Origin of the sequence: Desulfovibrio oxyclinae DSM 11498, assembly GCF_000375485.1 — a bacterium.
Lineage (GTDB): Bacteria > Desulfobacterota > Desulfovibrionia > Desulfovibrionales > Desulfovibrionaceae > Pseudodesulfovibrio > Pseudodesulfovibrio oxyclinae.
The window spans coordinates 201,661-224,496 of record NZ_AQXE01000001.1 but is presented as its reverse complement, the minus strand read 5'-3'; the positions used below and the strand labels follow the sequence as shown (position 1 = coordinate 224,496).

Annotated in this window: 18 protein-coding genes; 8 read left to right on the top strand and 10 right to left on the bottom strand. The window is 58.3% G+C overall.

Annotated elements, in window-relative coordinates; all coding sequences use genetic code 11:
* Nucleotides 1–115: 115 nt before the first annotated feature.
* From B149_RS0101160 to B149_RS0101125, 7 genes are all read right to left on the bottom strand, one after another.
* Nucleotides 116–1,162, bottom strand: coding sequence for a TOBE domain-containing protein (locus tag B149_RS0101160; protein ID WP_018123325.1), 1,047 nt, complete (start codon nt 1,160–1,162; stop codon nt 116–118).
* A 173-nt stretch (nt 1,163–1,335) separates the two neighbouring features.
* Nucleotides 1,336–2,127, bottom strand: a complete 792-nt coding sequence (locus B149_RS0101155) for a formate dehydrogenase accessory sulfurtransferase FdhD (protein ID WP_018123324.1) — start codon at nt 2,125–2,127, stop codon at nt 1,336–1,338.
* 6 nt (nt 2,128–2,133) lie between these two features.
* Complete coding sequence (locus B149_RS0101150) at nt 2,134–3,045, bottom strand: formate dehydrogenase accessory protein FdhE (RefSeq protein WP_018123323.1); 912 nt, start codon at nt 3,043–3,045, stop codon at nt 2,134–2,136.
* Nucleotides 3,046–3,122: 77 nt separating this feature from the next.
* Nucleotides 3,123–3,857 (bottom strand): 4Fe-4S dicluster domain-containing protein, encoded by a 735-nt coding sequence (locus B149_RS0101145; RefSeq protein WP_018123322.1) that lies wholly within the window; start codon nt 3,855–3,857, stop codon nt 3,123–3,125.
* 12 nt (nt 3,858–3,869) lie between these two features.
* Nucleotides 3,870–6,911, bottom strand: coding sequence for a formate dehydrogenase-N subunit alpha (gene fdnG / locus B149_RS0101140; RefSeq protein ID WP_156816707.1), 3,042 nt, complete (start codon nt 6,909–6,911; stop codon nt 3,870–3,872).
* Nucleotides 6,912–7,058: 147 nt separating this feature from the next.
* Nucleotides 7,059–7,451 carry a winged helix-turn-helix domain-containing protein gene (locus B149_RS16115; RefSeq protein ID WP_018123319.1) on the bottom strand — a complete coding sequence of 131 codons (393 nt, stop codon included), beginning with the start codon at nt 7,449–7,451 and terminating at the stop codon, nt 7,059–7,061.
* 419 nt (nt 7,452–7,870) lie between these two features.
* Complete coding sequence (locus B149_RS0101125) at nt 7,871–9,493, bottom strand: aldehyde dehydrogenase family protein (RefSeq protein WP_026167383.1); 1,623 nt, start codon at nt 9,491–9,493, stop codon at nt 7,871–7,873.
* A 244-nt stretch (nt 9,494–9,737) separates the two neighbouring features.
* Between B149_RS0101125 and modB the strand changes: the two genes are divergently transcribed.
* From modB to B149_RS0101110, 3 genes are read left to right on the top strand one after another with little or no spacing between them, the layout of a single operon-like run.
* Nucleotides 9,738–10,433: a molybdate ABC transporter permease subunit gene (gene modB, locus B149_RS0101120; protein WP_018123317.1), complete on the top strand. Its 696-nt coding sequence runs from the start codon at nt 9,738–9,740 to the stop codon at nt 10,431–10,433.
* 15 nt (nt 10,434–10,448) lie between these two features.
* Complete coding sequence (gene modA / locus B149_RS0101115) at nt 10,449–11,210, top strand: molybdate ABC transporter substrate-binding protein (protein WP_018123316.1); 762 nt, start codon at nt 10,449–10,451, stop codon at nt 11,208–11,210.
* An 11-nt stretch (nt 11,211–11,221) separates the two neighbouring features.
* A complete protein-coding gene (locus B149_RS0101110) occupies nt 11,222–11,965 on the top strand; it encodes an ATP-binding cassette domain-containing protein (RefSeq protein ID WP_018123315.1) in 744 nt (247 codons plus the stop codon).
* A 10-nt stretch (nt 11,966–11,975) separates the two neighbouring features.
* On the opposite strand, the gene B149_RS0101105 is transcribed toward B149_RS0101110, so the two are convergent.
* On the bottom strand, nt 11,976–13,442 hold the full coding sequence (locus B149_RS0101105) for a nuclease-related domain-containing protein (RefSeq protein WP_026167382.1): 1,467 nt from the start codon (nt 13,440–13,442) through the stop codon (nt 11,976–11,978).
* 2,357 nt (nt 13,443–15,799) lie between these two features.
* Nucleotides 15,800–16,669, bottom strand: coding sequence for an SH3 domain-containing protein (locus tag B149_RS0101095; protein ID WP_018123312.1), 870 nt, complete (start codon nt 16,667–16,669; stop codon nt 15,800–15,802).
* Between the two features lie 499 nt (nt 16,670–17,168).
* Between B149_RS0101095 and B149_RS0101090 the strand changes: the two genes are divergently transcribed.
* Genes B149_RS0101090 through B149_RS16110 form a run of 3 tightly spaced genes read left to right on the top strand, consistent with a single transcriptional unit; the run spans nt 17,169 to nt 19,492 of the window.
* Nucleotides 17,169–18,044: a beta-keto acid cleavage family enzyme gene (locus B149_RS0101090; protein ID WP_018123311.1), complete on the top strand. Its 876-nt coding sequence runs from the start codon at nt 17,169–17,171 to the stop codon at nt 18,042–18,044.
* Nucleotides 18,045–18,056: 12 nt separating this feature from the next.
* Nucleotides 18,057–19,019, top strand: coding sequence for a 3-hydroxyacyl-CoA dehydrogenase NAD-binding domain-containing protein (locus tag B149_RS0101085; RefSeq protein ID WP_018123310.1), 963 nt, complete (start codon nt 18,057–18,059; stop codon nt 19,017–19,019).
* Nucleotides 19,016–19,492 (top strand): thioesterase family protein, encoded by a 477-nt coding sequence (locus B149_RS16110; RefSeq protein WP_018123309.1) that lies wholly within the window; start codon nt 19,016–19,018, stop codon nt 19,490–19,492. The genes B149_RS0101085 and B149_RS16110 overlap by 4 nt, the downstream gene beginning before the upstream one ends.
* Here the strand turns inward: B149_RS16110 and B149_RS0101075 are convergent, their stop codons facing one another.
* Nucleotides 19,493–20,497: a GlxA family transcriptional regulator gene (locus B149_RS0101075; protein WP_018123308.1), complete on the bottom strand. Its 1,005-nt coding sequence runs from the start codon at nt 20,495–20,497 to the stop codon at nt 19,493–19,495.
* A 120-nt stretch (nt 20,498–20,617) separates the two neighbouring features.
* On the opposite strand from B149_RS0101075, the gene B149_RS0101070 reads away from it, so the two are divergent.
* Nucleotides 20,618–21,541: a glycine betaine ABC transporter substrate-binding protein gene (locus B149_RS0101070; RefSeq protein ID WP_018123307.1), complete on the top strand. Its 924-nt coding sequence runs from the start codon at nt 20,618–20,620 to the stop codon at nt 21,539–21,541.
* Between the two features lie 201 nt (nt 21,542–21,742).
* Nucleotides 21,743–22,834 carry a sulfurtransferase gene (locus tag B149_RS0101060; RefSeq protein ID WP_018123305.1) on the top strand — a complete coding sequence of 364 codons (1,092 nt, stop codon included), beginning with the start codon at nt 21,743–21,745 and terminating at the stop codon, nt 22,832–22,834.
* The last annotated feature ends 2 nt before the right edge of the window (nt 22,835–22,836 follow it).

Here is a 22,836-nt window from a genome sequence, read left to right as displayed (position 1 = left end):
TGAAAACCATACATCCGGCCTCTGCACGTGATTCACGCCGGTGGGCATTCAGCAGTCCCTGTAGGGCCCAAGAATAATTGTGTCAGGACAGGTGGATAAAGGAATCGCCCCGAGTTCAGCCGGTATTCAATACTACTGAAAGAGCCTTGAACCAGAACTGCGCTTCGGTTCCGGTAGCAAGATCCATAGCCCCTGCGCTTTCCGCAGAAATGAGCGCGCACACGTCGGTTCCGTCCGGTAGCCGCGCCAGCACTTCGGTGAGCACCGGGGAATCCGTCACGCGTACGACCTTGGCGCACAGGCGGTTGCACGCGCTCCCGCCAGGATGTTCATCGCAGGACAGCACGTTCACCAACGGCGCCTTGACCGTCGCTTCCAACGGAGAGCCGACCCGCAAATCCAGATTCTCCAGACTGTCCACGGTGATGACGGCACACAGGCGCAGACCGGACCGGGTCTCCAGTACGACCTGTGCCATGACCGCGTCGGTTCGGATATCCACCACATGCCCGGTAAAAGCGTTGCGCGCGCTGGTTCTTCCGCGAAGGCTTTTTTGCATGATGGACGCCGCGTCCTGCGGCGTGAACCGTTGGAACGGCGCCGTCAGGTCAAGCGAGGACTGGCCGAGCATCTCCTTGACCACGGTAATGGGCACGCCGCTGCGAAGCATCTCCACCGCACGGGTATTGCGCAGAACGGTCGGTCCGACCATATCGCGGCTCAGGCCGCATTCACGGCCTCTGGCATAACAGATGCGACGAAAGTAACCGGGATCGACATGAAAGAAATCGCCTCGCAAACCGCACCCCGCAGGACTTTCAAGGGTCCGGACGACCTCTGCGTAAACCGCGTCGGACAGGGGGACTTCACGACTGCGCTCCCCGTCGCCCAGCCGAACGGTATTCGCAACCGACGAAAAAGCTGCACGGTCATCCAACGCAAGCACTTCGCCCAGTCTCGCCCCGGAATGCCTCAGGAGCATGAAGATGAGCCACAAGCGCAGCCTTGCGCGCACGCTGTCCGCCCGCTTCGCCGCATCCCGCCATTGAATGAACGCCTGCTCCAGCGCTTCAAGCTGCGCGGACTCAAGGTACTTCACATTTTCGGAAACACTGAAAAACTGGCGTGGACACATTCTCCCCGCCCGCTCGGGATTCTTCATGCTTGCTCCTGTCCGTATCAGACCGATATCTAAGCTGAAATCATCACACATTTCCCGCATTAACCATAGGCCAATAGTGCAGTTCACACAACACGCATGATGAATGTTGCAATTGCAATGCCCGACTTCGATCAAGACGCGAACAGAAGGCCGCTTTAATACGCACTTGGCGTTCAGTCATCCGCGTGAATACGCCAACCGTTGGAATATACGTTGAAGGAATCCCTTCTCAACCTCCCTACTAGCGTGAGGTTGTTTCGGTCGGCATAACTGATGCCAGAGCTTGTGGCCGCGGAGAATCCGCACAGGATGGGGATATTGGCCGTGGTTGCCTTGACCGCAAGCTCAAAGGCCAGTCGCGAAGACAACATGGCGATGGTCACGCGTTCCAGCGTTCCTTCCAAAAGTGCGCGACCTACGGCTTTGTCAAAGGCGTTGTGCCGCCCAACGTCCTCACCGAAGGACACCATTTCGCCATCTGCGGCAAAGAGCGCGGCCGCATGGGTCGAACCTGTATTGCGATAAAGATTCTGTCGATGCTCGAACCGCTCCTTGAAGCTGAAAAGAGCCTGCGGGTTGATTCTGACCGGACGGGGTGACGGGAAGATGCGTCGTATGCCGGTGCCGCCGCCAAGGGCAACCTCGGCGCGCGCCACGCCGCGATAGCTGAAACGTACGTCGAGGATATCGCCGGGTTCACGGACCCTGGAACGTGCAAAGAGATGACCCGCCACAAGATTCATGTCATCTCCGGGCGTGCGCGACAGCAGGGCTTCCTCCCGGCCGTCCACCACAACCCGCATATCCTCTTCCACGGCAATGGAAGCATCGCGCAAGGCGAAACGTCCGTTCTCGTAACGCTGCAAAGTCGCCGGACACGTGACCTGTGCCGGGGCCAGCCCGTGCGAGGATTCGACTCGTGCCCGGCCTTCGGCCTCAATGGGTCTCAGTTGCGGTATCGCCATTCCCCGTTACTCCGCATTATTCCACAGCGTCGGCGTCAGCGGGCTCAGGCTGTTGCTGCGAGCGTGCAGATCAAGGTGGATGAGTCCCATCTGGACCGCATCGAGGTGCGGATGCGGCTCGTACTCCCGCATGTCGATATTCAGACAATACCTGCCGCATTTCCGACACGCTTCAACGCGCTCGTAGCGCACGTTGTCCACGTGAAAGAATTCGCGTGACTCGGTTTCGTCGTTGCCGCAGGACGGACATGCGTTGCGCTTGAATCGCCAGTCATGCCCGCACAGGGAACAGTGAAGATACTTTCTGCCGCCACCGCCCACGAGCTGATCAAGATCCGTGACCTCTTTGGGGGAAAGCTGAGAAATGGAAGGCGTAGCCCCGCACACGGGACAGTGACCCTGCTCCCAGCCAAACGATGAAAGGGACTCGCCCACGGAGTCGGCCACAGCGCGAAGCACCGACGAACAAATGGTTTCTGCAACAAACATCAGCATGTCCGAGGGGAGGTCATGCTGGGCGGAGGTGTCTTTGAAACGCTCTTCGTCGCCCTCCATGCGCGCCCGGGCGAGTCCCAAAATCATATCGGTATCCGAAAATGCCTTTTGCATCGCTTCGACAATATCCTGTTCAAGACGAAGCACTTCACAGACCGGGGCAACCAGTCTTTTTGCCGCGAGCGCAAACTCGTCACGCCATTGCTCAAGATCGTTGCCAACAAGCACGGGCACGCCGGACGCAAACCTCACGGTGTCGATTGCCGGTGCCGCGATGCCTTTCTCAACAAGCTCCGCGCTCAACTCTTCGCTGGCGATGAAGAGCGGCCCGAACCGTGTCGTGAGCTCGTCGTATGCCGGAGTCCGCCTGCGGATGGTCTCAAGGGTCCTTTCCACTTTTTCGCGGTCGAATGAAGATGTCATGCAGTACTCCAGTTCCGGGCCCGGACCGGACAGCCCAGCAGCCGTCCGGTCCGTTTCCGGGATTCGTTTTGTTACACTCAGGCCTTCATGGCCCTGAAGGGACGCGTCAGCGTGGCAAAGAACTGCTTCTTCGACATGGGACCCGCGGTGTTCGCGGCAACTGAGCGCTCGTGATAGTTCTCGGGGGTGTCGATGAGCAGGTAGATCACGTTCACGTCATAGGGATCCGCCAGCATGGCTTCGGGCCAGTCCTTTTTCAGCGATTCGAGCCGGGCCTCGGCCAGCTTGAGCATGTCCTCGCGTTCGCCGAACTGCATGGTGCCGGTGGGACACACCTTGACGCACGCGGGCTGCAGTCCGCTATGGATACGCTCGTTGCACATGGTGCATTTGCTCATGAGTCCCGAGTTCTCATTGCGCCGGGGAATGTCATAGGGGCACGCCATACGCACCTCCTCGAAGTCCGCCTCGCTGAGTTTCACGGACGCTTCGGTGAAGAGCACCGCACCGGTCTTGTCGTCGCGGACAACGGCGCCTTCGACGATCATGTCCGCCATGTCCTTGCAGGGCGGCTCCACACAGTGCCGGCACTGGTCCGGGAAGAAGTTCCAGCGGATCACGTCACCGTCGAGGTGCTCGCTGAAACGCACGAGTTTATAGTTGTTCGCATTCAGGTCCTGCGGATTCTGATGGCTCCCCCACCCGTACTGGGTAGTCTTGTTGGCCGGCAGCTCGTGCCATTCCTTGCAGGCTATCTGACAGCCGCGGCACGCCGTGCAGCGGGATGTGTCGATGAGAAACGACTTGGGCATGACGACCTCCTTTTAGGTTGCAAGCTCGGTGAGCCTGTCGGCCTTGCGGACATTCACGCAGCAGGCCTTGTATTCGGGAATGGTGGTGTTCGGGTCGCCGACCGAAGGCGTGAGCCTGTTGGTGGCGTCGCCGGTTCCCGGGGTCGTCCAGCCGAAGCAGAACGGCATGCCTATCTCGTGGATGATTCGGCCGTGCACCCGCAACGGGCGCATGCGGACCGTGACCATGGCGATGGCCTCAACGCGCCCTCGCGCGCTCTCCACGATCACGCCGTCGCCGTTGGCGATGCCCTTCTCCCCTGCCAGTTCGGGACTCATCTCGACATAGAGCTGCGGTTCCGCTTCGAGCAGGTTCGGGATGTTGCGGGTTTCTCCGCCGCCGCACCAGTGTTCCGTGAGGCTGTAGGTCGTCAGCACGATGGGGAAGTTCGGATCCGCGGGCGCGGAGAGCTTGTCCATCTCGCTGGAAACGAACTTGTACACGGGGCTGTTGAGCTGCTGCGAGAACATGTTGCGCGCAACAGGGGTCTCAACCGGCTCGTAGTGCTCCGAGAACGGACCATCCTGACGGCCCGGCCCGTAGATCTGGCCGAATCCGTGCTTGGACATGATGAACGGATACCGCCCCTTGCCGGTGGCCATGGGCGGCCAGCCGCCGTCGGGGACGTCGCCGACCCACTTGCCGTTCTTCCATTCGATGACCGCCTTCTCCGGATTGTAGGGCTTGCCGTTCAGGTCCACGGAGGCGCGATTGTAGAGGATGCGACGGTTCACGGGCCAGCACCATGCCCAATTGGGGAACAGACCGATGTTCTTCTGCATCGGGGTCTGCTTGGTGCTGCGCCGCTTGGCCTTATTGCCGCCCTCTTCGGTATAACTACCTGCATAGAGCCAGTTCAGGCTGCTGGTGGAACCGTCGTCCGTCAACGCGGTAAAGGACGGAACCAGCTGACCTTTGCGGTATGTCTTGCCCTTGACCACGGTATCTCTGGTGAACCGGCCGTTGATCAGCGCNCAGAGCGACTCGGGATCATAGGTCTCGGGGTAATCCAGTTTGAGCACGGGCTCGGGCAGCGTGCCGCCTTCCTCGCGATAGAGTTCGCGCACCCGCGTCATGAAACCGGTGAACATATCGCCGAACGAGCGGGCTTCAAACGCGGGTTCGATAGCCTTGTAGTGCCAGAGCAGCCAGCGTCCGGAGTTGGTGACGGAGCCTTCCTTTTCCAGCCGGTGTGCGGAGGGAAGCAGGAAGACCTCGGTCTTCACGCTCTTGGGGTCCACGCCGGGACGCTGCCAGTTGTCCGTGGTCTCGGAATGATGGAGCTCGGAGGTCACCAGCCAGTCCAGATTGTCCAGCGCCTTACGCACCTTGTTGGAGTTGGGCACGCTGTTCATGGGGTTGAGGCCGATGATTATGCCGCCGCGGATCTTTTTCTCGTACATGCGGTCGAAAAGGTACATGTAGGAGTAATCCTCTCCCTTTTCGATCTTGGGCAGGTATTCGTAGCAGAAGCCGTTCTCCGGCGTGGCGTTTTCGCCGAACCATGCCTTAAGCAGGCTGGCGAAATATTTGGGCTTGTTCTTCCACCAGTTGGCGGACATGGGGTCGTTGCTCACCGGCGTGTTGGCCTTCACGTAGTCGTCGTAAGTCTGCCATTCGTTGTTCGGCATGGCCATGTAACCGGGTATGATGTGATACAGCAGCGTGTGGTCGGTGGAGCCCTGTACGTTGGGTTCGCCGCGCAGGGCATTGATGCCGCCGCCCGCAACGCCGATGTTGCCGAGAAGAAGCTGGATGATGCCCGCTGAGCGGATGTTCTGGACGCCGACGGTATGCTGGGTCCAGCCGAGGGCGTACATGATGGTCCCGGCCTTGTCCCGCTTTCCGGTGGCCGTGAAGGTCTTGTAGACCTTGAGCAGGTTCTCGGCGGAAACCCCCGTGGTGGCGGAAACCGCGTCGATGCCATAGCGGGAGTAGTGCTTCTTCATGAGCTGATGCACGCAGCGCGGATGCTGAAGTGACTTGTCGCGCTTCGGCACGCCGTTTCCATCCAGCTCGAATCCCCAGCGGCTCTTGTCGTAGGAACGCGTCTTGGGGTCGTACCCGGTAAACAGGCCGTCCTTGAAACCGTAACCTTCGCCCACAATGAGTGAGGCGTTGGTGTACTCGGTGACGTACTCCTTGAAAAAGAGTTCGTTGTCGAGAATGTACTTGATCATGCCCCCGAGGAAGGCGATGTCCGTTCCGGACCGCAGGGGGACGTGAAAGTCCGATCTGGCGGAGGTGCGGGAGAACTTGGGGTCAACGTGCATCACGGTGGCGCCCTTGTCCTTGGCTTGCAGCACCCATTTGAAAGAGATCGGGTGGTGTTCGGCAGCATTGCTGCCCATTATGAGGATGGAATCGGCATTCTTGATGTCGATCCAGTGGTTGGTCATCGCACCGCGTCCGAACGACTCTCCCAGAGCCGCAACTGTGGCGCTGTGTCAGATACGCGCCTGGTGGTCCATGTGGACGACACCCAGGCCGCGCATCGCCTGATGCGCGATGGCACATTCCTCGTTGCCCGCGTGGGAAGTGCCCAGCAGGAACATGGATTCGAGGCGGTTGACGGTCTCGCCCCTGTCATTCTTGAGAATGATGTCCTTGTCGCGGGTATCCTTGATGCGCCGCGCGATGCGGTCGAGCATCCAGTCCCAGCTCTTCTCTTCCCATTTGTCACTGTAAGGTGCGCGATAAAGCGGCTTCTGCAGCCGGTGGTGGCTTGTGGTCATGCTGAACATGGCCGCACCCTTGGCGCACAGGGAGCCTTCGTTGATGGGATAGTCCGGGTCGCCCTCGGTGTTGACGAGCTTGCCTTCCTTGACATGGCCGATGACGTGACAGCTGACGGAACAGAACGGACAGACCGTCACGACCTCTCTGGCACCGGAAATCTTGATTTCCGCCGCGTAGGCCCTGACCGGAGTCAGGCTGACTCCGAGCTGCCCGAGGCTGAGACACGCCGCTGACGAGCCTGCGAGCTTCATGAAGCTTCGGCGGTCGAGTTTCATAACCCTTGGCCTCCTTGGTATGTGCCTCGCTGCTATTGCGCGGCAGTGATTGAACCCGGACCCGAATGTCCGAGCACTGCCACCTTAACACTAAATTCAACTATTTCAATATGTTATATTTAGCACATTGGAAGTCAAAAAAAGGCCTCAGGTGTACTTTTCCAAAGAAAATGGCAGGTATTCCCGCCCGGTGGACAGAGCGAAGTCTTCCACTTCGCGGAACCAGTCGTCGAAACGTTTGGCCAGAGCCGTTCCGAAAGATGTAAGATGGTAGCCGGACCGTCGGCTCGCGGCCCGTTCGATAAGCTTTTCACCAAAGAGTTCTTCCGTGGTCTTTATTTTGCCCCATGCTCCACGGTAGGACATACCCAGCGCTTCAGCCGCTGCCTTGAGCGACCCGCGCCGTTCCACCTCACGAAGCAACTGCAACCGGCCAAGGCCGAAGAGCACCCCCCCGCCCGTTTCGAGCCAGAGATGCAGGCGCATGGTAGGGCCAGTCCCGGCACCGCTGCCGGAAGCCGTAATTTGAAGGCTGCGCATTGAGTCCTCCGGAATGAAATATCGGGCTTCGGCATCTCTTCAACCATGGTTGAAGCACCTTCACCACGCCATTATGTCAGAATCGACATAATGATCACTATTGACTCACCCTCTTCCGAACAACAATCTTCGACTTACTCAAGATTTGACACCAATTCGTGCAATAAAGTTCATCAATACAGCTACCTGCAAATAATGCGGACAAGCAGTCAGCATTTGCTCACTCTCGCTTCAAATTCAATTTATCTCTAAAAACTGGTTGGTTGGAAAAGAAGTGAATAATCACACCCTGTGAGCTTTCGAAGTGCAAGACCTTACGAAAGATCTCAGTATCCAGAAACCGGAGCGAGCAGGAAGAAACTCTGAAATTTATAAAATTTCAGCCAGTTACTCACGCGAAAGAGGCGTGGAAGGTGTCGTTACTTCAAATGCTCGGCATTCAGGAATGAAGAGGTTTGCCCCTCCTGAAGGGCGCAGAGCAGCACACGGTTATTATCCGTGTTTTTGGAGGCGACCACCGTACGCATGGAAAAGGCACGGATTCCGTCCTTGACCGAGAGTGTGCCTACGGCCGAGTCCTTGCGACCGCCGAACGGAAGCGTGTCCGGCCCGCGCTGGCACTGGCTGTTCAGGTTCACCCGACAGACCTGTGCGGACATGGCGTCCACAAGCCGTCCGAGCCTGTCAGGATTCTGCCCGAAGAGGCTTACCTGCTGGCCGAAATCGGACTGCGCCTGATACTCCACGGGAGTACGGTCGTCATCGAACGGAACCACAGGCACCACAGGGCCGAACTGCTCTTCATGATATACGCGCATGGATGAATCCACGGGATACAGGATGGCAGGATGAACAAGGCTTCCGAGCACGGAACCACCATCCGCGTTGATGACCCGTGCCCCTTTCGAAACCGCATCGTCCACCAGATCGCGAAGATACTCGGCTCTCCCCGGTTCCGGCATCGGCGTGATATCCACGTCCGGATCAAACGGCATACCGATCTTGAGCTTTCCGACACCCGCTTTCAATCGCTCCAGCAGTTCATCCGCTCTGCTTTGGTGCACGAAAACGGTCTTGATGGCAGTGCAGCGCTGACCGCTGAAGGACAGGCTGCCCGAAAGGATCTCGGGAGCGGCAACATCCATGTCCGCATCCTGAAGCACCACGGCCTGATTCTTGGCATCCAACCCGAACACGCAGCGCAGGCGGCCCGGTCTCGGATGCAGCTCCCGCAGGGCGCTGGCGGCACCGCTTGATCCGATGAACGCGAACACGTCCACGCAGCCGGATTTCAGGATGGGATGCACCAACTCAGTATTTCCCGTGATGACATTGACGACACCGCGAGGGAAGCAGTCGCGCAACGCTTCGAGGATCGGCGAAAAAAGAAGGCGCCCGATCTTCGGCAGCTTGACCACTGCGGTGTTGCCCATGAGCAACGCCGGAATCAGCGTGGCGAAGGTTTCATTGAACGGAAAATTGTACGGTCCCATGCAGAGTACGGGGCCAAGCGGCGCACGCCGGACCCGCGCAAGGATGTCGTCGCCTTCGAACCGGCGGGAATCCTCACCGTCCATCTCCCTGAGGGCGTCGATGGTGTCGCGTACATACTGCACCGTGCGGTCGAATTCGCCACGCGCCTGCCGGACAGGCTTGCAGATTTCCAGCGTCATGAGCCGGACGATCTCGTCCCCCTCGGCGACCATGCGCTCGAGAAAACACTCCAGATGCCGGATGCGTTCGCCCTGCGTCATGGCGGGCCATTCGCCCAGCCCGCGCCCATAGGCATCCACAGCCGCCTTTGCCGCGCGCATGGCGGCGTTCTCGTCCAGAACGGGACAGCTACCGAGATGCAAGGGCGCCAACAGGCCGTTCTCGCTGGCCATCATCGCGGAATGGACAGGTTCGGTTTTGCCCTGCCAGCGCAGCAGTTCACCGTCCACGAGATAGAACGGGCAGTCCTTGGGAAGGCCCGACAGATACTCGGCGGGGATTTCCCCGAGGGACGGATAGGTGGAATGCAGGTTCTGTTCGATACGCATGAACGGCTCCGAATCGGTGCAGGTGGAATCTTCGGACGGGTTTCGCTTCCGGAGAAGCCCAAAGGGATAGGTCCATCGGGCGCTCATGTCAATTCGTGAGACCTTCCACGGTTCGGTCACGGATATACCCGTTCGCGTGACCGGCTTGCGAATTAATCCTCCGAGCCATAGGGATTAAGACCGAGACTTCAAAAAGCGTCCTCGCATGGCAGGGACGAAACCAAGAAAACTGACTGGCTGACACATGGATTTCATCTGGATAGACCTGACCTCCCCGGCATTTATCACACCTTTTCTGCTTACCCTCAAAGTGTCGGGACTGGCTGTGGTCTTTTCGCTGGTCCTCGGCGTGGCGGCCGCTTTCCTGCTGACGCGCAGGCCTTTCCCGGGCCGCGACCTGCTTGACGCCCTGTGCACGCTGCCACTCGTCATGCCGCCCACGGTGCTCGGCTATTACATTCTGGTGCTGGTGGGCCGTCGAGGTTTCATCGGCCAGTGGCTTCAGGACAGCTTCGGTATCAGCCTGATGTTCACATGGCAGGGAGCAACCATTGCTGCCACCGTCGTGGCTTTCCCGCTGGTCTTCAAATCAGCCCGCGCCGCACTGGAAGGTGTCGGCTCCCGATACGAAGACGCGGCCCGAACTCTCGGCCAGAACGAACTTTCGGTCTTTCTCCGGGTTTCCCTGCCGCTGGCCTTCCGGGGAATCATCTCCGGCGGGATGCTCGCCTTTGCACGCGCCATGGGCGAGTTCGGTGCCACGCTCATGATCGCCGGCAACCTCCCCGGTCGAACGCAAACCCTCTCACTCGCGGTCTACTCCGCGGTTCAGGCGGGCAATGACGCGCTCGCCAATACGCTCGTGCTCATCATCAGCATCGTGTGCGTGGTCATTCTGGTGATCACCGGCAAGCTGCTGCAACCGAAGTTCAGACAATAAAAAGGAGATCAAACCATGAAACGCACCGCCCTCGCCACATTGCTTGTCGCGCTTGTCCTGTGGACCTCGGCCCCCGGCACCGCTCAGGCCCGTGAACTGATCGTTTCCGCCGCAGCCAGCCTCACCGATGCCTTCAGCGACATGGAACCGGCCTTCGAGAAAGCGCACCCCGAGGTGGATGTCATCATGAACTTTGCCTCGTCCGGCGCGCTCTACAGACAGATCGAGCAAGGTGCTCCGGCTGATGTTTATGCCTCGGCCAACCCGAAATGGATGAACAAGGCCGTGCAGAACCGCTTTGTCGCGGAAGACGATGTAGCGGTGTTCGCACGAAACGCCCTCGTTCTTGCCGTGCCCTCGGACAACCCCGCGTCAGTCTCATCGCTCGATGACCTCACGAAACGGAGCGTCAAAAGCATCGGCATCGGCACACCGGAAACCGTCCCCGCCGGGCAGTACGCCAAGGGCGCTCTTGTCGGAGCAGACCTCTATGATCACCTCTCGCCCAAGATGATCTTCGGCGAGTCCGTGAGACAGGTGCTGGACTATCTCGTGCGCGGGGAGATCGACTGCGGTTTCGTCTACCGCACGGACGCGGTCAAGGCGGGCAAGGACGTCAGCATCGTTGCCGAAGTGCCGCTGGAGAATCCCGTGACCTACCCCGTAGCCGTGGTCCTTGATTCGGCATCCGATGAAGCGGCACGAAAATTCGTTGCCTTCGTGCTTGGCGGTGAAGGCCGCGCATTGCTGGAAGCCCGGGGTTTCAAGGCTCCGTAAGGCAGGTAGCCATGCAGTTCGACATTGATATAACCAAACGCCTGCGTTGCGGGGGTGACGAGTTCACCCTCCGCTCGCGGTTTTCCACCGAAGCGCGCTCACTGGTGCTCTTCGGTCCTTCCGGTTCGGGAAAGACCCTTACCCTCAAGGCCATCGCCGGAATTCTCAGCCCCGATGAAGGTCATATCCGCTGCAACGGCAGGACGCTTTTCAATTCCAAGCGCGGGACCAACATTCCCGCAAGGAAACGACATCTGGGCTATGTTTTTCAGGATTACGCCCTGTTCCCGCACCTGACCGTACGTGAGAACATCGGCTTCGGACTGGCACCTCTGTTCAGACGCCCAACCCGCCAGCAGCAAAACCGCATTTCGGAACTGGTGGAGGCCTTCGGCCTGGAAAACGTGGCTGGACAGAAGCCTTCCGCGCTTTCGGGCGGTCAACAGCAACGCGCCGCCCTGGCCCGCGCACTGGCCACCTCGCCGGGGCTGCTGCTCCTTGACGAACCCTTCTCCGCTCTTGACCAGCCGCTTCGCCTGCGTATGCGCAAGGAACTCTGCCGAGTTCTCGATGCATTCGACACCCCCATGGTCATGGTCACCCACGACTGCGAGGACGTGGAATCTTTCGCAGAATCCATTGCCCTCTATCGAAACGGCAGCGTCCGCGAGGTCATCTCGGCCCAAACCTATGCCAACAAGGATGTCGATCTCGGGGAAATGCTCAGGCAACGCGCGCAGGAGGCGTACGAATAGGCAGACGCTATTAATCTTGAGTACCGTTCTTGACAGAGGCGGGAGCCATATCCTGCTTGTTGCCGAACCAGATTCCGTCCTGCTTCGGGATTCTGGTCTTCAGGCTCCAATATTCGGACAATTTCGTGAAAAGGTAGTTCTCATACGTCTCCATGGACATGGGCTGATCCGGCACTTGCCTCGCCCCTTCCTCGAATAGTTCCAGATCAAAAAATGCGGGCCGCTGCCCATATCCGGCCACATGCTCTACCAGTGAAGCGAAAAGTCCCCGTCGCGCCGCACTGAGTTGAGCGATGGAACCGTGCGCATACTCCTTGTAGAATTCGGCAAATTCGGAAAGGCTCATAACTTTCACTCCGTCATCCTGCGCACAGCTCAGGCTGAACTCGCCGTGAGCCGCGACCACCACGCTATGAATCGGAATATAGAAGTCGGTGAGATTTCTGACAGTTTCGGCCAGAATGGTGCGTGCTCGATTGGCCTGCTCCACCGGGCTTCTCATCGTTAGATCGCCATCCCCATCACGCGTCCAGCAGGAACTGCACACCCGTCCCTGCTCGTCATACTCACTCAGCACTTTCCAGACGCCGCGAAGGTTCTTCACCTCCACATGAAGCAGCCCATGAGGGGCGACTATAAGAATATCAACCTCGCATTTCCTACCGCGATTGCTCAGGCCAAGCCCCCAGTAAACGATGCCCCCGCCCGCTTGCATTACTTTGGATAAGACCAATGCTTCCCCGTAATCTCCTGCGCGTTCCTTCGGGGCCTCGCTGAGTTTTCCTTCCAGAGCCGCTTCATAGCTTTCGGCAAAAACAGTAGAGGCCACAAGTTTCGGTTTCGGTGATTCCATGCCGCCGTCTTCAACGGTGACAGATTCATAAGGCGCGACCTCTTCAACCTGATTCGATTCAGGTTCACTTTCATGGTCCTGCAAGGTCGAAAGCTGTTCCTTTTTCCTGCAAAGAAATAAAACGGCTGCGAAAAACACGACAACAAAACCACCAATACCTAACCATTCTAAACGGTTGGCATACGAACCGGGAAAAAGTCGAGCGGTCATAGCATCCACAAATATCGTCGTGTGATATCGCATCAAGGTAATGCCTTCGGACACGCCAAAGCCGGTTCGAGCAGGAGTCCAGCCGTCATCCCGTGTGCATTCTCCGGCAAAAAAGTACTCCCCGTCCGCGCCAAGAACCAAGAAGCCAGTCTTTTGCGCCTTGGGGCATTCATCCTGAAGAATAATGCCTATCATCTTGTAAAAGGCATCCAGAGCGTGATCGCCCAAGACGCTTCCAGGCCTCATTCTGGCGATTGTAGAAATGTTCGAGTCACACCAGTTCTTGCCGTGGTCCATGACATAAACGTCGGCTCCATACGTTTTGGAGTAGGCGATTTTCTCCGGCGGTGTCCCATACGCAAACGAGACAAGAAAAAACGCCGCCGCCCCCAGTACCATCAATGACCACCGCATGTTTCCCCCACAATGAAAGGGGCGCTCCTCCCGAAAGAGAAGCGCCCCATGTCATCAATATATGGTCTGCGTTTCGACCTTGGTTTTTTTCAGATACAGCTCGTCGGTCAGAATAAGCGTGGTGACAACACCCCGCATCGACTGATGTATCTGCGCTTCCAAGGCAGAAACAGGACGGCTGATATTCTTGCCGGAAGGCATTTTCGAGCGGTCATCCGTAATCCGTTCGCCCCAATTGAAGACTAGAACGCCGCCCTTGACCATTCGCAGGTCAGGCTCGCCGAACTTTTTGATGAGCCCATCGACTATGGCTTCCTTTTCCTCTTTGGTCGCAGTCTGGCGCAGCATGGCTTGTTTGAGGGAATAGACCGGCCCACCAAGGCCCATCAAGGACTCGCCGGTCTTCACGAAACGACCTTTGAAGTAACGCCTTCCCGGCGGGAGGGCGTCTCCAAAGGAGTTATATTCAGAAAGGGAGATTGGCGAGGTGGACTCCAACAGCTTGGTCTGTTCGTCGAATTCCGCCTTGATGCCGAAGCGCTCTTCCAGAACATCCTCCACTTCTTCGAGTTCCATGCCGCCATGTAGCCCGGCGAGGTCAAGCTGCCTCGCAGTTCGCCGATCCCTTTTCTGGATGTACGGTTTTTTTGGCTCTTCGGCCTTTACTTCCCATTGACAATACTCTTTAGCGCTGGACCGTCTTAATTTGGCTTCGTACTTGGCCGAATCGACATGCAGAACAAGGGTCTTTCCACCTTTCCACGGATCATCTCCGTACCCGACGGAACTCAGAAGAAGTCTTGCCTTGGCTTTATACAACGCATTTGCCCCCATCTTTGTGAAGGCATTTGGGTATTCTTTCAGCAACGCCCTCAAATCGGACTGAATGGCTTCAGGAACACTCTTTTCCCTGAATTCACGCCAGTTCTGAATCTTGAGCTTGATCCTTTCATCCCCTTCATCCGATGTGACCACATAGGCGATTTCTTTATCCCTGAGCAGTTCCGGGATAAGCCCGTCACCGAAAATGACGGTTTCACCCATGTATTCCGACTCGGAAGCAATTAGCAGAGGTCGCCGGGTATCCACTCCGTTAACCATGTAAGAATCATTCTTTCCGGAGCGAAGTTTATCGTAATGAGCCTTCACCACATCCCAACTGGCCGCAATCGGCTCAACGCCACGTTCAATACGTTCCTGTCTCGCGGCCTCTTCAGCTTCTTTACGACGCCGTTCCGTCTCAAGTCGCTTCTGACGCTCCCGCTGTGCACGGCGCTTCTCTTCACGGAGTTTGGCGACCTTGGCCCCGACCCAAGAGGCCGGGTACTCGTAAACCACCTTTTTGCCGCCGTTTTCCAGAACTTTGAGAGAATGCAACTGGGTTCGATATTTCGGCAGGGAAGTCCCGGGGTAGGTGTCATGGCTAACGACTTTGACCACGGCAACGATATCCACTCTTCGGTATCTAAGTCGCTTCAGAAGCTTCTCAGCCCTGCTTTCGGCCATGCCCATACGGCTTATGGCTTCTCCACCAAAAACATTTATTCCGATTTTCTTGGGGAAAGCTTCCCCCATGCGATGATTCCACCACTTGCTGGGCCGATCCAGCACGTATCCTGCATCCTTGTTGATGGGAGAGAATTCGAATGCCTCTTTTTTGACGTCGTACTTGCCAAGTTTTCCGTCAATCCTGAGTTCAATATATTCTGGCGCCGCAGCATGATAGAATTCCCGGGCTTCCTCCCGATACTTATCCATCATTTTGGCGATTCCGATTTCATTTTTGCGTATCCTGCGAAACTCTTGGTAATGCTCCATTACGATATAATCTTTCACGAAGTCATCACTATCCACAGTAGAGGCAGAACCTTGCAAAACGCCGGAAACCAGCCCCAGGTACGTGGCCTTCACCGGCCCTTTGGGTAAGGCGGAGTCCTTCCGAACAGTTTTGGAAAATTTCTCGCTCGACGCGGATGCGATAACGGGCGCACCTCCCTTCACCACTTTCCAGTTGGATGAAGATTCAGCTACGTAATTCCCGAGGGAAGCTTCGCCGTCCGCGTCCACAACGGAGAAGTCGGCTTTTGCCGCTTCGGGACAATCGTTTCGAATAACGGTGAGCACTTTTCCCAAAAAAGTTTTGACACCTCCGCTACGTAGCGGACTGCCGGAATCCAGCTTAACCTTGCTCTTGACGGNTTTGGCGCACCAATCGCTTCCATCCGGGCCCACAAAGACGTCGGCCCCCATTTTCTTGGAATATGCCAAACGATGCCACGATGCCGCCTCTGCCGTGTCCACCGAAGACATCAGCAGGCACAGCAGGATGGGGAGTATTGTCCGGACAGGGCGCATGGCTAGATGATCTCCCATGCGCCGTCTGTTCCCTTACTCGCCACGACCGTGGTCTCTTCCTGCCCCTTGGGAGAGGAAACCTTCATCTTGAGAGTGCGGGCGGGCGCTTCCACTTCGACCTGTTCCGCCACATAGTCGTCGGTTTCCGGCGTGTCGGGGTAACTGGCGACCATGGTGTCGAGGTTCACGGCCTTGCGCAAGGTCCGGGAAGACTGCATATCTTCAGGCATCGCGTCGAGATCGTACGCAGGCTGCATGACCTTCTGCGCATCCGCAGTCTGCGTCTCGGCTTTGGCGTCATCATTTTCCGCCGTAGACTTGGCGGCAGCCTTGCGCTTGGCCAGGGTGCCTTCCTTGCCTACGAGGGATGCGTGAATGTATCCGATGGCGTGACGGTTCTTGTTGATGAGAATCCAGTTCTTGCCATTGACCTTGCCAACGGCGAGGACCTTGTCGCCTTCGGGCAACACTTCGGCCACATCACTATCCATGGAAGGGCCGAAGCGCACGTTTGATGCGGTCAGTATTTCATACGGTTCTCCGATCAACTCCAGCTTACCGGGCTTTTGCACCTTTTTGTGCCGGACGATGGGTATTTCCCGTTCAACCGTTTCAGTCTTTTCAACCGTGATTTCGGCCTTGGCTTTGGTGTCAGGGTTTTCCCAGGTGGTGGTTTCCCCGTCTTTGGCGCGTGAAAGAGCCTTGGTGGATTCTCGCTCAACGGCCAGACGGTCCTGTTCGTCGAGATACCCGCCAATCTGATTGCCGATAAAACCACCTGCGAGTACGCCTATCCCCACTGCAAGTGCCTTCCCTGCGCCTTTTCCGATGAAGCTGCCAGCCACCGCGCCGACAAGAGCTCCCACGGCCATGCCGGTATTCTGTTTGCTGGCCTGACAACCGCCTACAAGAATGCTGCACACAAGCAGGATAACGATCGAACGTGCACTAATTGATTTTTGATGAGCGCCAAACACGATTCTCTCCCCGAAATGTAGTCGAATAGAAAAGTGAACAAAATGAAGTTCAACAACAAATCCATAAAAAAAGGTTTCGGCGACGAATATCGCAACTGAAACCTCTTTCAAAGGAAGCACTATAAAAATGTGCCTTTATAGCATATTCAAGCATGCAAACGAAGTCAACACACCGGCGATATTGAAACATTGATTATCCGAACAACGCCTGCCTTATCCTAGCAGCACTTCGCAAACGCTTCCTTAAACAAAAGGTCAGCACTGCCCTCAAACCCGTCACCATAAATCAATTTTCCGTCGCAATTAGTCATAACAAGATTCTTTTCCCCGCTTAGTGTCGGACGGCCTTCGGGCGCAAGTCATTCTGAAACTAGGATAAAGAAAGGATCTTTCCATGAATACAACACCGATCATAACCTGCGCGATCACCGGTGCCGGGGATACCGCGGACAAGAATCCGGCGGTGCCCGTCACGCCCAAAGAGATCGCCGAGTCGGCCATTGCCGCCCGAAAAGCCGGGGCTGCCGTGGCACATATCCATGTGAGGGACCCGGAAACCGGCAAGCCCTCGCGGGCTCCCGAGCTTTATAGGGAAGTGGTTGAACACATCCGCGAGAGCGGTTCCGACGTCATCATCAACCTTACCGCGGGCATGGGCGGCGATTTCGTCCCGGACGAAAATGAGCCGAACACCGGCGGGGCAGGCTCCGATATGGCCGGGGCCGAGGAACGCATCGCCCACATCCGGGAACTCAAGCCGGAAATATGCACCCTCGACTGTGGCTCCATGAATTATGCTGACGCAGCATATATCACCACGCCCGACCAGCTTCGCACCATGGCGGCAGGCATTGCCGAATCCGGTGTGAAGCCCGAGATCGAAGTCTTCGAGATGGGGCATGTCTGGATGGCCAAACAGCTCATTCAGGAAAAGCTCATCGCCGCCCCGCCGCTGTTTCAGCTGTGCATGGGCATCCCGTTCTGCGCCCCGGCCACGCCGGAAGCCATGCTGACCCTGCGCAACCAGCTGCCAGAAGACGCAGTCTGGGCCGGGTTCGGCATTGGTCGCAACCAGTTCCCTTTTGCGGCTCAGGCTCTGCTCATGGGCGGTCACATGCGCGTGGGACTGGAAGACAACCTCTATCTCAAAAAAGGCGTCGCGGCGGACAACGTCATGCTCGTGCAAAAAGCCGTACAGCTCGCGGACACGCTTGGGGCGACTCCCGCCACTCCGGATCATGCTCGCGAGATTCTCGGACTCAACCAATAGCCAAGAAGAATCATGATAGACATCAAGGACATAAAGACGGTAGGCATCCTCGGCGCAGGCGTTATCGGCGGCGGCTGGGCACTGCATTTTCTGCGCAACGGCTTCGACGTGGTCGCTTTCGATCCCGGTCCCGGCGCAAAGGAGAAACTGCTCCGCATGGTGGATGAAAACTGGCCCACTCTGGAGAAGCTCGGCCTGTCCGATGGCGCTTCCAAGGATCGCCTCAGATTTGCCGACTCCCTTAAGGAGATGGTGGAGCAGGTTCAATTCATTCAGGAGTCCGCTCCCGAGAATCTTGAATCCAAGCAGGAGCTCTACAAGACCCTTGGCGAGCTTGCTTCTCCGGACACCATTCTTTGCTCCAGCACCTCCGGGTTCGCTATGAGCGACATCCAGAAGAAATGCGACACGCCGGAACGCACCGTGGTCGGCCATCCCTTCAACCCGCCGTACCTCGTGCCGTTCATGGAAGTCGTGGGCGGCGACGACAGCGATCCGCGGCTCGTGGACAAGACCGCGGAGTTCTTCGAGAGCACCGGCAAAAAGGTCATTCGCATGAACCGGGAACTTCCCGGATTCATCGCCAACCGGTTGCAGGAAGCCCTGTGGCGCGAGGCCCTGCACATGGTGGCAGAAGGCGAGGCCACCGTGGACGAGATCGACGCGTCCATCGCTTATGGCCCCGGTCTGCGCTGGGCGATCATGGGGCCGTGCCTCACGTTCCACATGGCAGGCGGCGAAGGCGGCATGGCCCACATGCTGGACCACTTCGGCCCGGCCCTTGAAGAGCCATGGACCCGCCTCAAGGCGCCCGAACTCACCTCCACCCTGCGCGACCGCATGGTGGATGGCTGCGAAAAGGCCGCCAAGGGACGCAGCTGCGACGATCTGGTGCGCGAACGCGACGAATGCCTCATCCGCATCATGAACGCGCTGGACGAATACCGCAGCGCAGTCGGGGAGGACTGCCGATGAGCGAAATCATACACGAGACCACAGTTCCCGGGGACTGGATCGACTACAACGGGCATCTGACCGAGGCCGGGTACGTGCTGGTCTTCGGTCACGCCACCGACGGTGTTCTGGACCGCATCGGCATGGATGACGCGTTCCGCACCAGCCGCAAGGTCTCCGCCTACACGGTGGAGGGGCACATCAACTATTACAGGGAATCCCGAGAAGGTGACGCCCTGAGGGTTCGCACCTTCGTGGTCGGCACAGACGCCAAGCGCATGCACCTGCTGCACCGGATGTACCGAGTCCGGGACGGACGCGAAGTACATCTGGCCTCATCGGAGGTACTTCTGCTGCACGTGGATACTTCTGAATCGCCGCGCACCGCGCCATTTGCTCCGGAGGTGGCGCAGGAGCTTGACCGGCTCAGACAGGCGCATGTCGGCAAATGGGATGAAACGGAGATAAGCCGCCGCATTGCGTTGGGCGGATGATCAGGACGCGGCCCGCTCGTTGCGCGGCGGAGTGCCGAAGCGGCTCCGATAGGCCCGAGAAAAGTGCGCCTGACCGGAGAAGCCACAGGCCACGGCGATGTCGGTGATCCGCATGTCGGTCTGCCGAAGCAGGCGGCGGGCGCGGTCCAGACGAAGGTCGAGATAATAGCGGGAAGGCGTTTCCCCGACCTTTTCACTGAAAAGCCGCTGCACCTGACGGACGGAGAGTCCGCATTCGGCGGCAAGACCGTCCATGTCCAGCGGTGGAGCCACCTCCATGGAGGCGGCGCGTTCCATACGTTCAACCGCCCTGCTCAGGGCCGGAGTGGGGGCCGCCAGACGATGGGCCGGAGCGGTCCTCTGGCTCTCCATGGGATCGCGGATGCGGTCCATGACAAACTGCTCGGATATGGCCCGCGAGAGCTCATGACCGTGGGTGCGCCCCATGAGGCCGAGCATCATGTCGAGCGAGGCGGTGGCTCCTGAACAGGTCACGCGGTCGCGGTCAATCTCGTAGATATTCTCCGTGGCGCGCACTCCGAGAAAGTCCTCGCGGAACGCCGAGAGATTCTCCCAGTGCACCGTGGCCCGGTATCCGCGCAACAGTCCGCAGCGGGCCAAAACGACGCTGCCGGTGTCTATGCCCCCGAGGGTGGCGCCGGTGGCCGCGGCGGCCGAGAGCCATGAGCACAGGGTGGAAGAGAGCACCCGCTCCGGCTCGAAGCCCGCGCACACGAAAACGCTTTTCACTCCGTAACGTCTGAAAGGCGGCTCGGGGAAGGGCACGGTCATGATGGCCATGCCGTTGCTGGCCTCCACCGGACCACCGCTTTCGGAAATGAATTCCCAGCGGAACAGGCCGGGCCGGATCTGGTTGGCAACGCGCAGCGGCTCCACGGCGGCCAGCAGGCCGAGCATGGAGAACCCTTTTCCGGGCAGGAACCAGACGGGCTCGCCGGTATGCGAGGCCCCGCCGCCAGCGGAGTCGAATTGATTCAAAGGCATCGGGCGATTCTGTCCCTTCAATGGCCTTGAGGCAAGCGCTTTGAGGGCCGGACATCACCCTTCATGGTCGGGAATCGGGCAACCGGACCGATCCGACCGAACAGAAACAAAGGAGTTTGCATGAAAGTCGTCAGGAACCTTTTCATTTCCCTGCTGATGGTAACATTTTTCGCTGCCGGGGCCTCCGCCGCCCCCACCGTCAAGTTCGGCGTGCCTTCCTGGCCCGGCGTGACGGTCAAGAGCGAGGTGGCCTGCCGCATCCTGCAGGCCATGGGTTACGAAACCGAACAGATCGTGGCCTCCCCTTCCATCATCCTCAAGTCCATGGAAATCGCCGAGCTGGACGCCTACCTCGGCGGCTGGACCCCGGTGGAAGACCCCATGCTCGACCCGCTGATCGAAAAGGGTGTGATTGAAAAGGTCGTGGCGAACATCGAGGAAGCCGCGGTGGGCCTCGTGGTCCCGCAGGATCTCTACGAAAAGGGAATCCGCACCGCCGAGGACCTTGATGCCAACAAGGAGCGCTTCGGCGGCAAGATTTACGGCATCGGCGCCGGTTCCGGCATCAACGATGAGATCGAAAAGGCCATCAAGACCGACGCGGCAGGACTCGGCGACTGGGAACTGGTGGCGTCCTCCACCTCCGCCATGCTCGCACAGGCCGGAAACATGATGGAAAAAGGCGACTGGGTCGTGTTCGTGGGCTGGCAGCCGCACTGGATGAACATCGCCCACGATCTTGAATACCTCGATTCCGAAACCGAGGGCACTTCGGAAATAGCGGGCAAGACTTCCATCGTCTACACCGTGACCACCGACGAGTTCAACACCGACTACCCGCAGGCTTACGCCTTCCTGAAGCAGTTCGTGGTCCCCTCGCAGATCCAGTCCGACTGGATTTTCAGCAACAAGCGTGACGGCCTCTCTCCGGAGAAGACCGCCGAAGAATGGCTCGCCGCCAACCATGATCAGGTCGCCAAGTGGCTCGACGGCATCAAGGCCATCGACGGCACTCCGGCCATTGACGCCGTTTACGGCAACTAGCGACTACCTATTGCGCAGATAATCAGGGCCGCCCGGATGCATCCGGGCGGCCCTTTTTGCATCACGCCATTCGGGTAGCCATAATTATACCCAAATCATGCCGAAAAAGTCCCCTGCCATCTGGCCTTCTTCCGGATACATTGTATATAATGAAAAAAGCCCCCTTACCATGACTGCGTTTTGCCAAAGGAGGAACTGCATATGTCTTCGGTCATGATCAAACGCATCGTCATCGCGGGATTTCTGATTCTCGCGGGGATGTGGAGCCTCGCCTCGGCACCGAGGGTGGACGCGTACGCCGACCCGGGCCTGCTGGCCGGCCCAAAGTGGCTGCAGCAGCACAAGGATGATCCCGGCGTCGCCGTGGTCGACGTGCGCGAGGACAAGTATTTCGACGGCAAGGTCATCCCCGGCGCAGTGCGGATGCCATGGCGCTCGTTCCGCAAGAACGACCTGCTCTATGGCCTTGGCGGCGTATTCGTGGGACTCGACGAGGCCCAGTCCATTCTGGGCGAGCACGGCATTGCCCGTTCGGATACCGTGGTACTTTACGACTCCGTGGAGCGCGACGGCGGTGCCACGGCATCATACGTTTTCTGGGTACTGGACCTGCTCGGGCATGATGACGTGAAGATTCTCGAACGAGGCATCGACGGTTGGCGGGAAGCCGGATACGAGCTATCCGACAATCCTGCCAAGCAAGAGCCGGTGCTCTATCAGGCCCCGGTGGATGAAGTGCAGGTTCAGCGGCGCATCAGCGGCGAAAAGATCTACCAGCGACTGAACGATCCCCACTACCAGATCATCGACGTGCGCTCGCGCTCCGAATATCTGGGCGAACGGCCCAACACCGGGCTGGACGGAACCGTTCTCAAGCTGGGGCACATCCCCACCGCCTACAACGTGAACTACACCCACAACTGGACCTCCGAGGAGACAAAGGACATCAAGCCCGCAGCCGAGCTGGCCCAGATGTACGCGGGCATGGACCGCTCCAAGGGAACGGTGGTCTATTGTCATTCGGGCCGGCGCGGTTCGTTCGGATACTTCATCCTTCGCCTCATGGGGTTTCAGGACGTGAGACTCTACGAGAACTCGTGGTTTGAATGGGGCTCGCATGAGAACTTCTTCCCGGTGGAGACCAAGGAAAACCTGCCGCCGTCCGGTGCGCCGATTTCAATGACTCCCATGAAGAAAACCTCGTCATCCGGCAAGACGGGATCGCGGGGAGGCTCCGGTAGTTCCGGCGGCTCCAGCGGCTCCGGTGACGGATACGTTTCCTGCGGAGGCTGACC

Excerpts from the sequence above, each read along its gene's own strand:
- B149_RS0101160 (WP_018123325.1), bottom strand. The coding sequence starts at position 1,162 with ATGAAGAATCCCGAGCGGGCGGGGAGAATGTGTCCACGCCAGTTTTTC.
- B149_RS0101155 (WP_018123324.1), bottom strand. The coding sequence starts at position 2,127 with ATGGCGATACCGCAACTGAGACCCATTGAGGCCGAAGGCCGGGCACGA.
- B149_RS0101150 (WP_018123323.1), bottom strand. The coding sequence starts at position 3,045 with ATGACATCTTCATTCGACCGCGAAAAAGTGGAAAGGACCCTTGAGACC.
- B149_RS0101145 (WP_018123322.1), bottom strand. The coding sequence starts at position 3,857 with ATGCCCAAGTCGTTTCTCATCGACACATCCCGCTGCACGGCGTGCCGC.
- B149_RS16115 (WP_018123319.1), bottom strand. The coding sequence starts at position 7,451 with ATGCGCAGCCTTCAAATTACGGCTTCCGGCAGCGGTGCCGGGACTGGC.
- B149_RS0101125 (WP_026167383.1), bottom strand. The coding sequence starts at position 9,493 with ATGCGTATCGAACAGAACCTGCATTCCACCTATCCGTCCCTCGGGGAA.
- modB (WP_018123317.1), top strand. The coding sequence starts at position 9,738 with ATGGATTTCATCTGGATAGACCTGACCTCCCCGGCATTTATCACACCT.
- modA (WP_018123316.1), top strand. The coding sequence starts at position 10,449 with ATGAAACGCACCGCCCTCGCCACATTGCTTGTCGCGCTTGTCCTGTGG.
- B149_RS0101110 (WP_018123315.1), top strand. The coding sequence starts at position 11,222 with ATGCAGTTCGACATTGATATAACCAAACGCCTGCGTTGCGGGGGTGAC.
- B149_RS0101105 (WP_026167382.1), bottom strand. The coding sequence starts at position 13,442 with ATGCGGTGGTCATTGATGGTACTGGGGGCGGCGGCGTTTTTTCTTGTC.
- B149_RS0101095 (WP_018123312.1), bottom strand. The coding sequence starts at position 16,669 with ATGGCCGTGGGAGCTCTTGTCGGCGCGGTGGCTGGCAGCTTCATCGGA.
- B149_RS0101090 (WP_018123311.1), top strand. The coding sequence starts at position 17,169 with ATGAATACAACACCGATCATAACCTGCGCGATCACCGGTGCCGGGGAT.
- B149_RS0101085 (WP_018123310.1), top strand. The coding sequence starts at position 18,057 with ATGATAGACATCAAGGACATAAAGACGGTAGGCATCCTCGGCGCAGGC.
- B149_RS16110 (WP_018123309.1), top strand. The coding sequence starts at position 19,016 with ATGAGCGAAATCATACACGAGACCACAGTTCCCGGGGACTGGATCGAC.
- B149_RS0101075 (WP_018123308.1), bottom strand. The coding sequence starts at position 20,497 with ATGCCTTTGAATCAATTCGACTCCGCTGGCGGCGGGGCCTCGCATACC.
- B149_RS0101070 (WP_018123307.1), top strand. The coding sequence starts at position 20,618 with ATGAAAGTCGTCAGGAACCTTTTCATTTCCCTGCTGATGGTAACATTT.
- B149_RS0101060 (WP_018123305.1), top strand. The coding sequence starts at position 21,743 with ATGTCTTCGGTCATGATCAAACGCATCGTCATCGCGGGATTTCTGATT.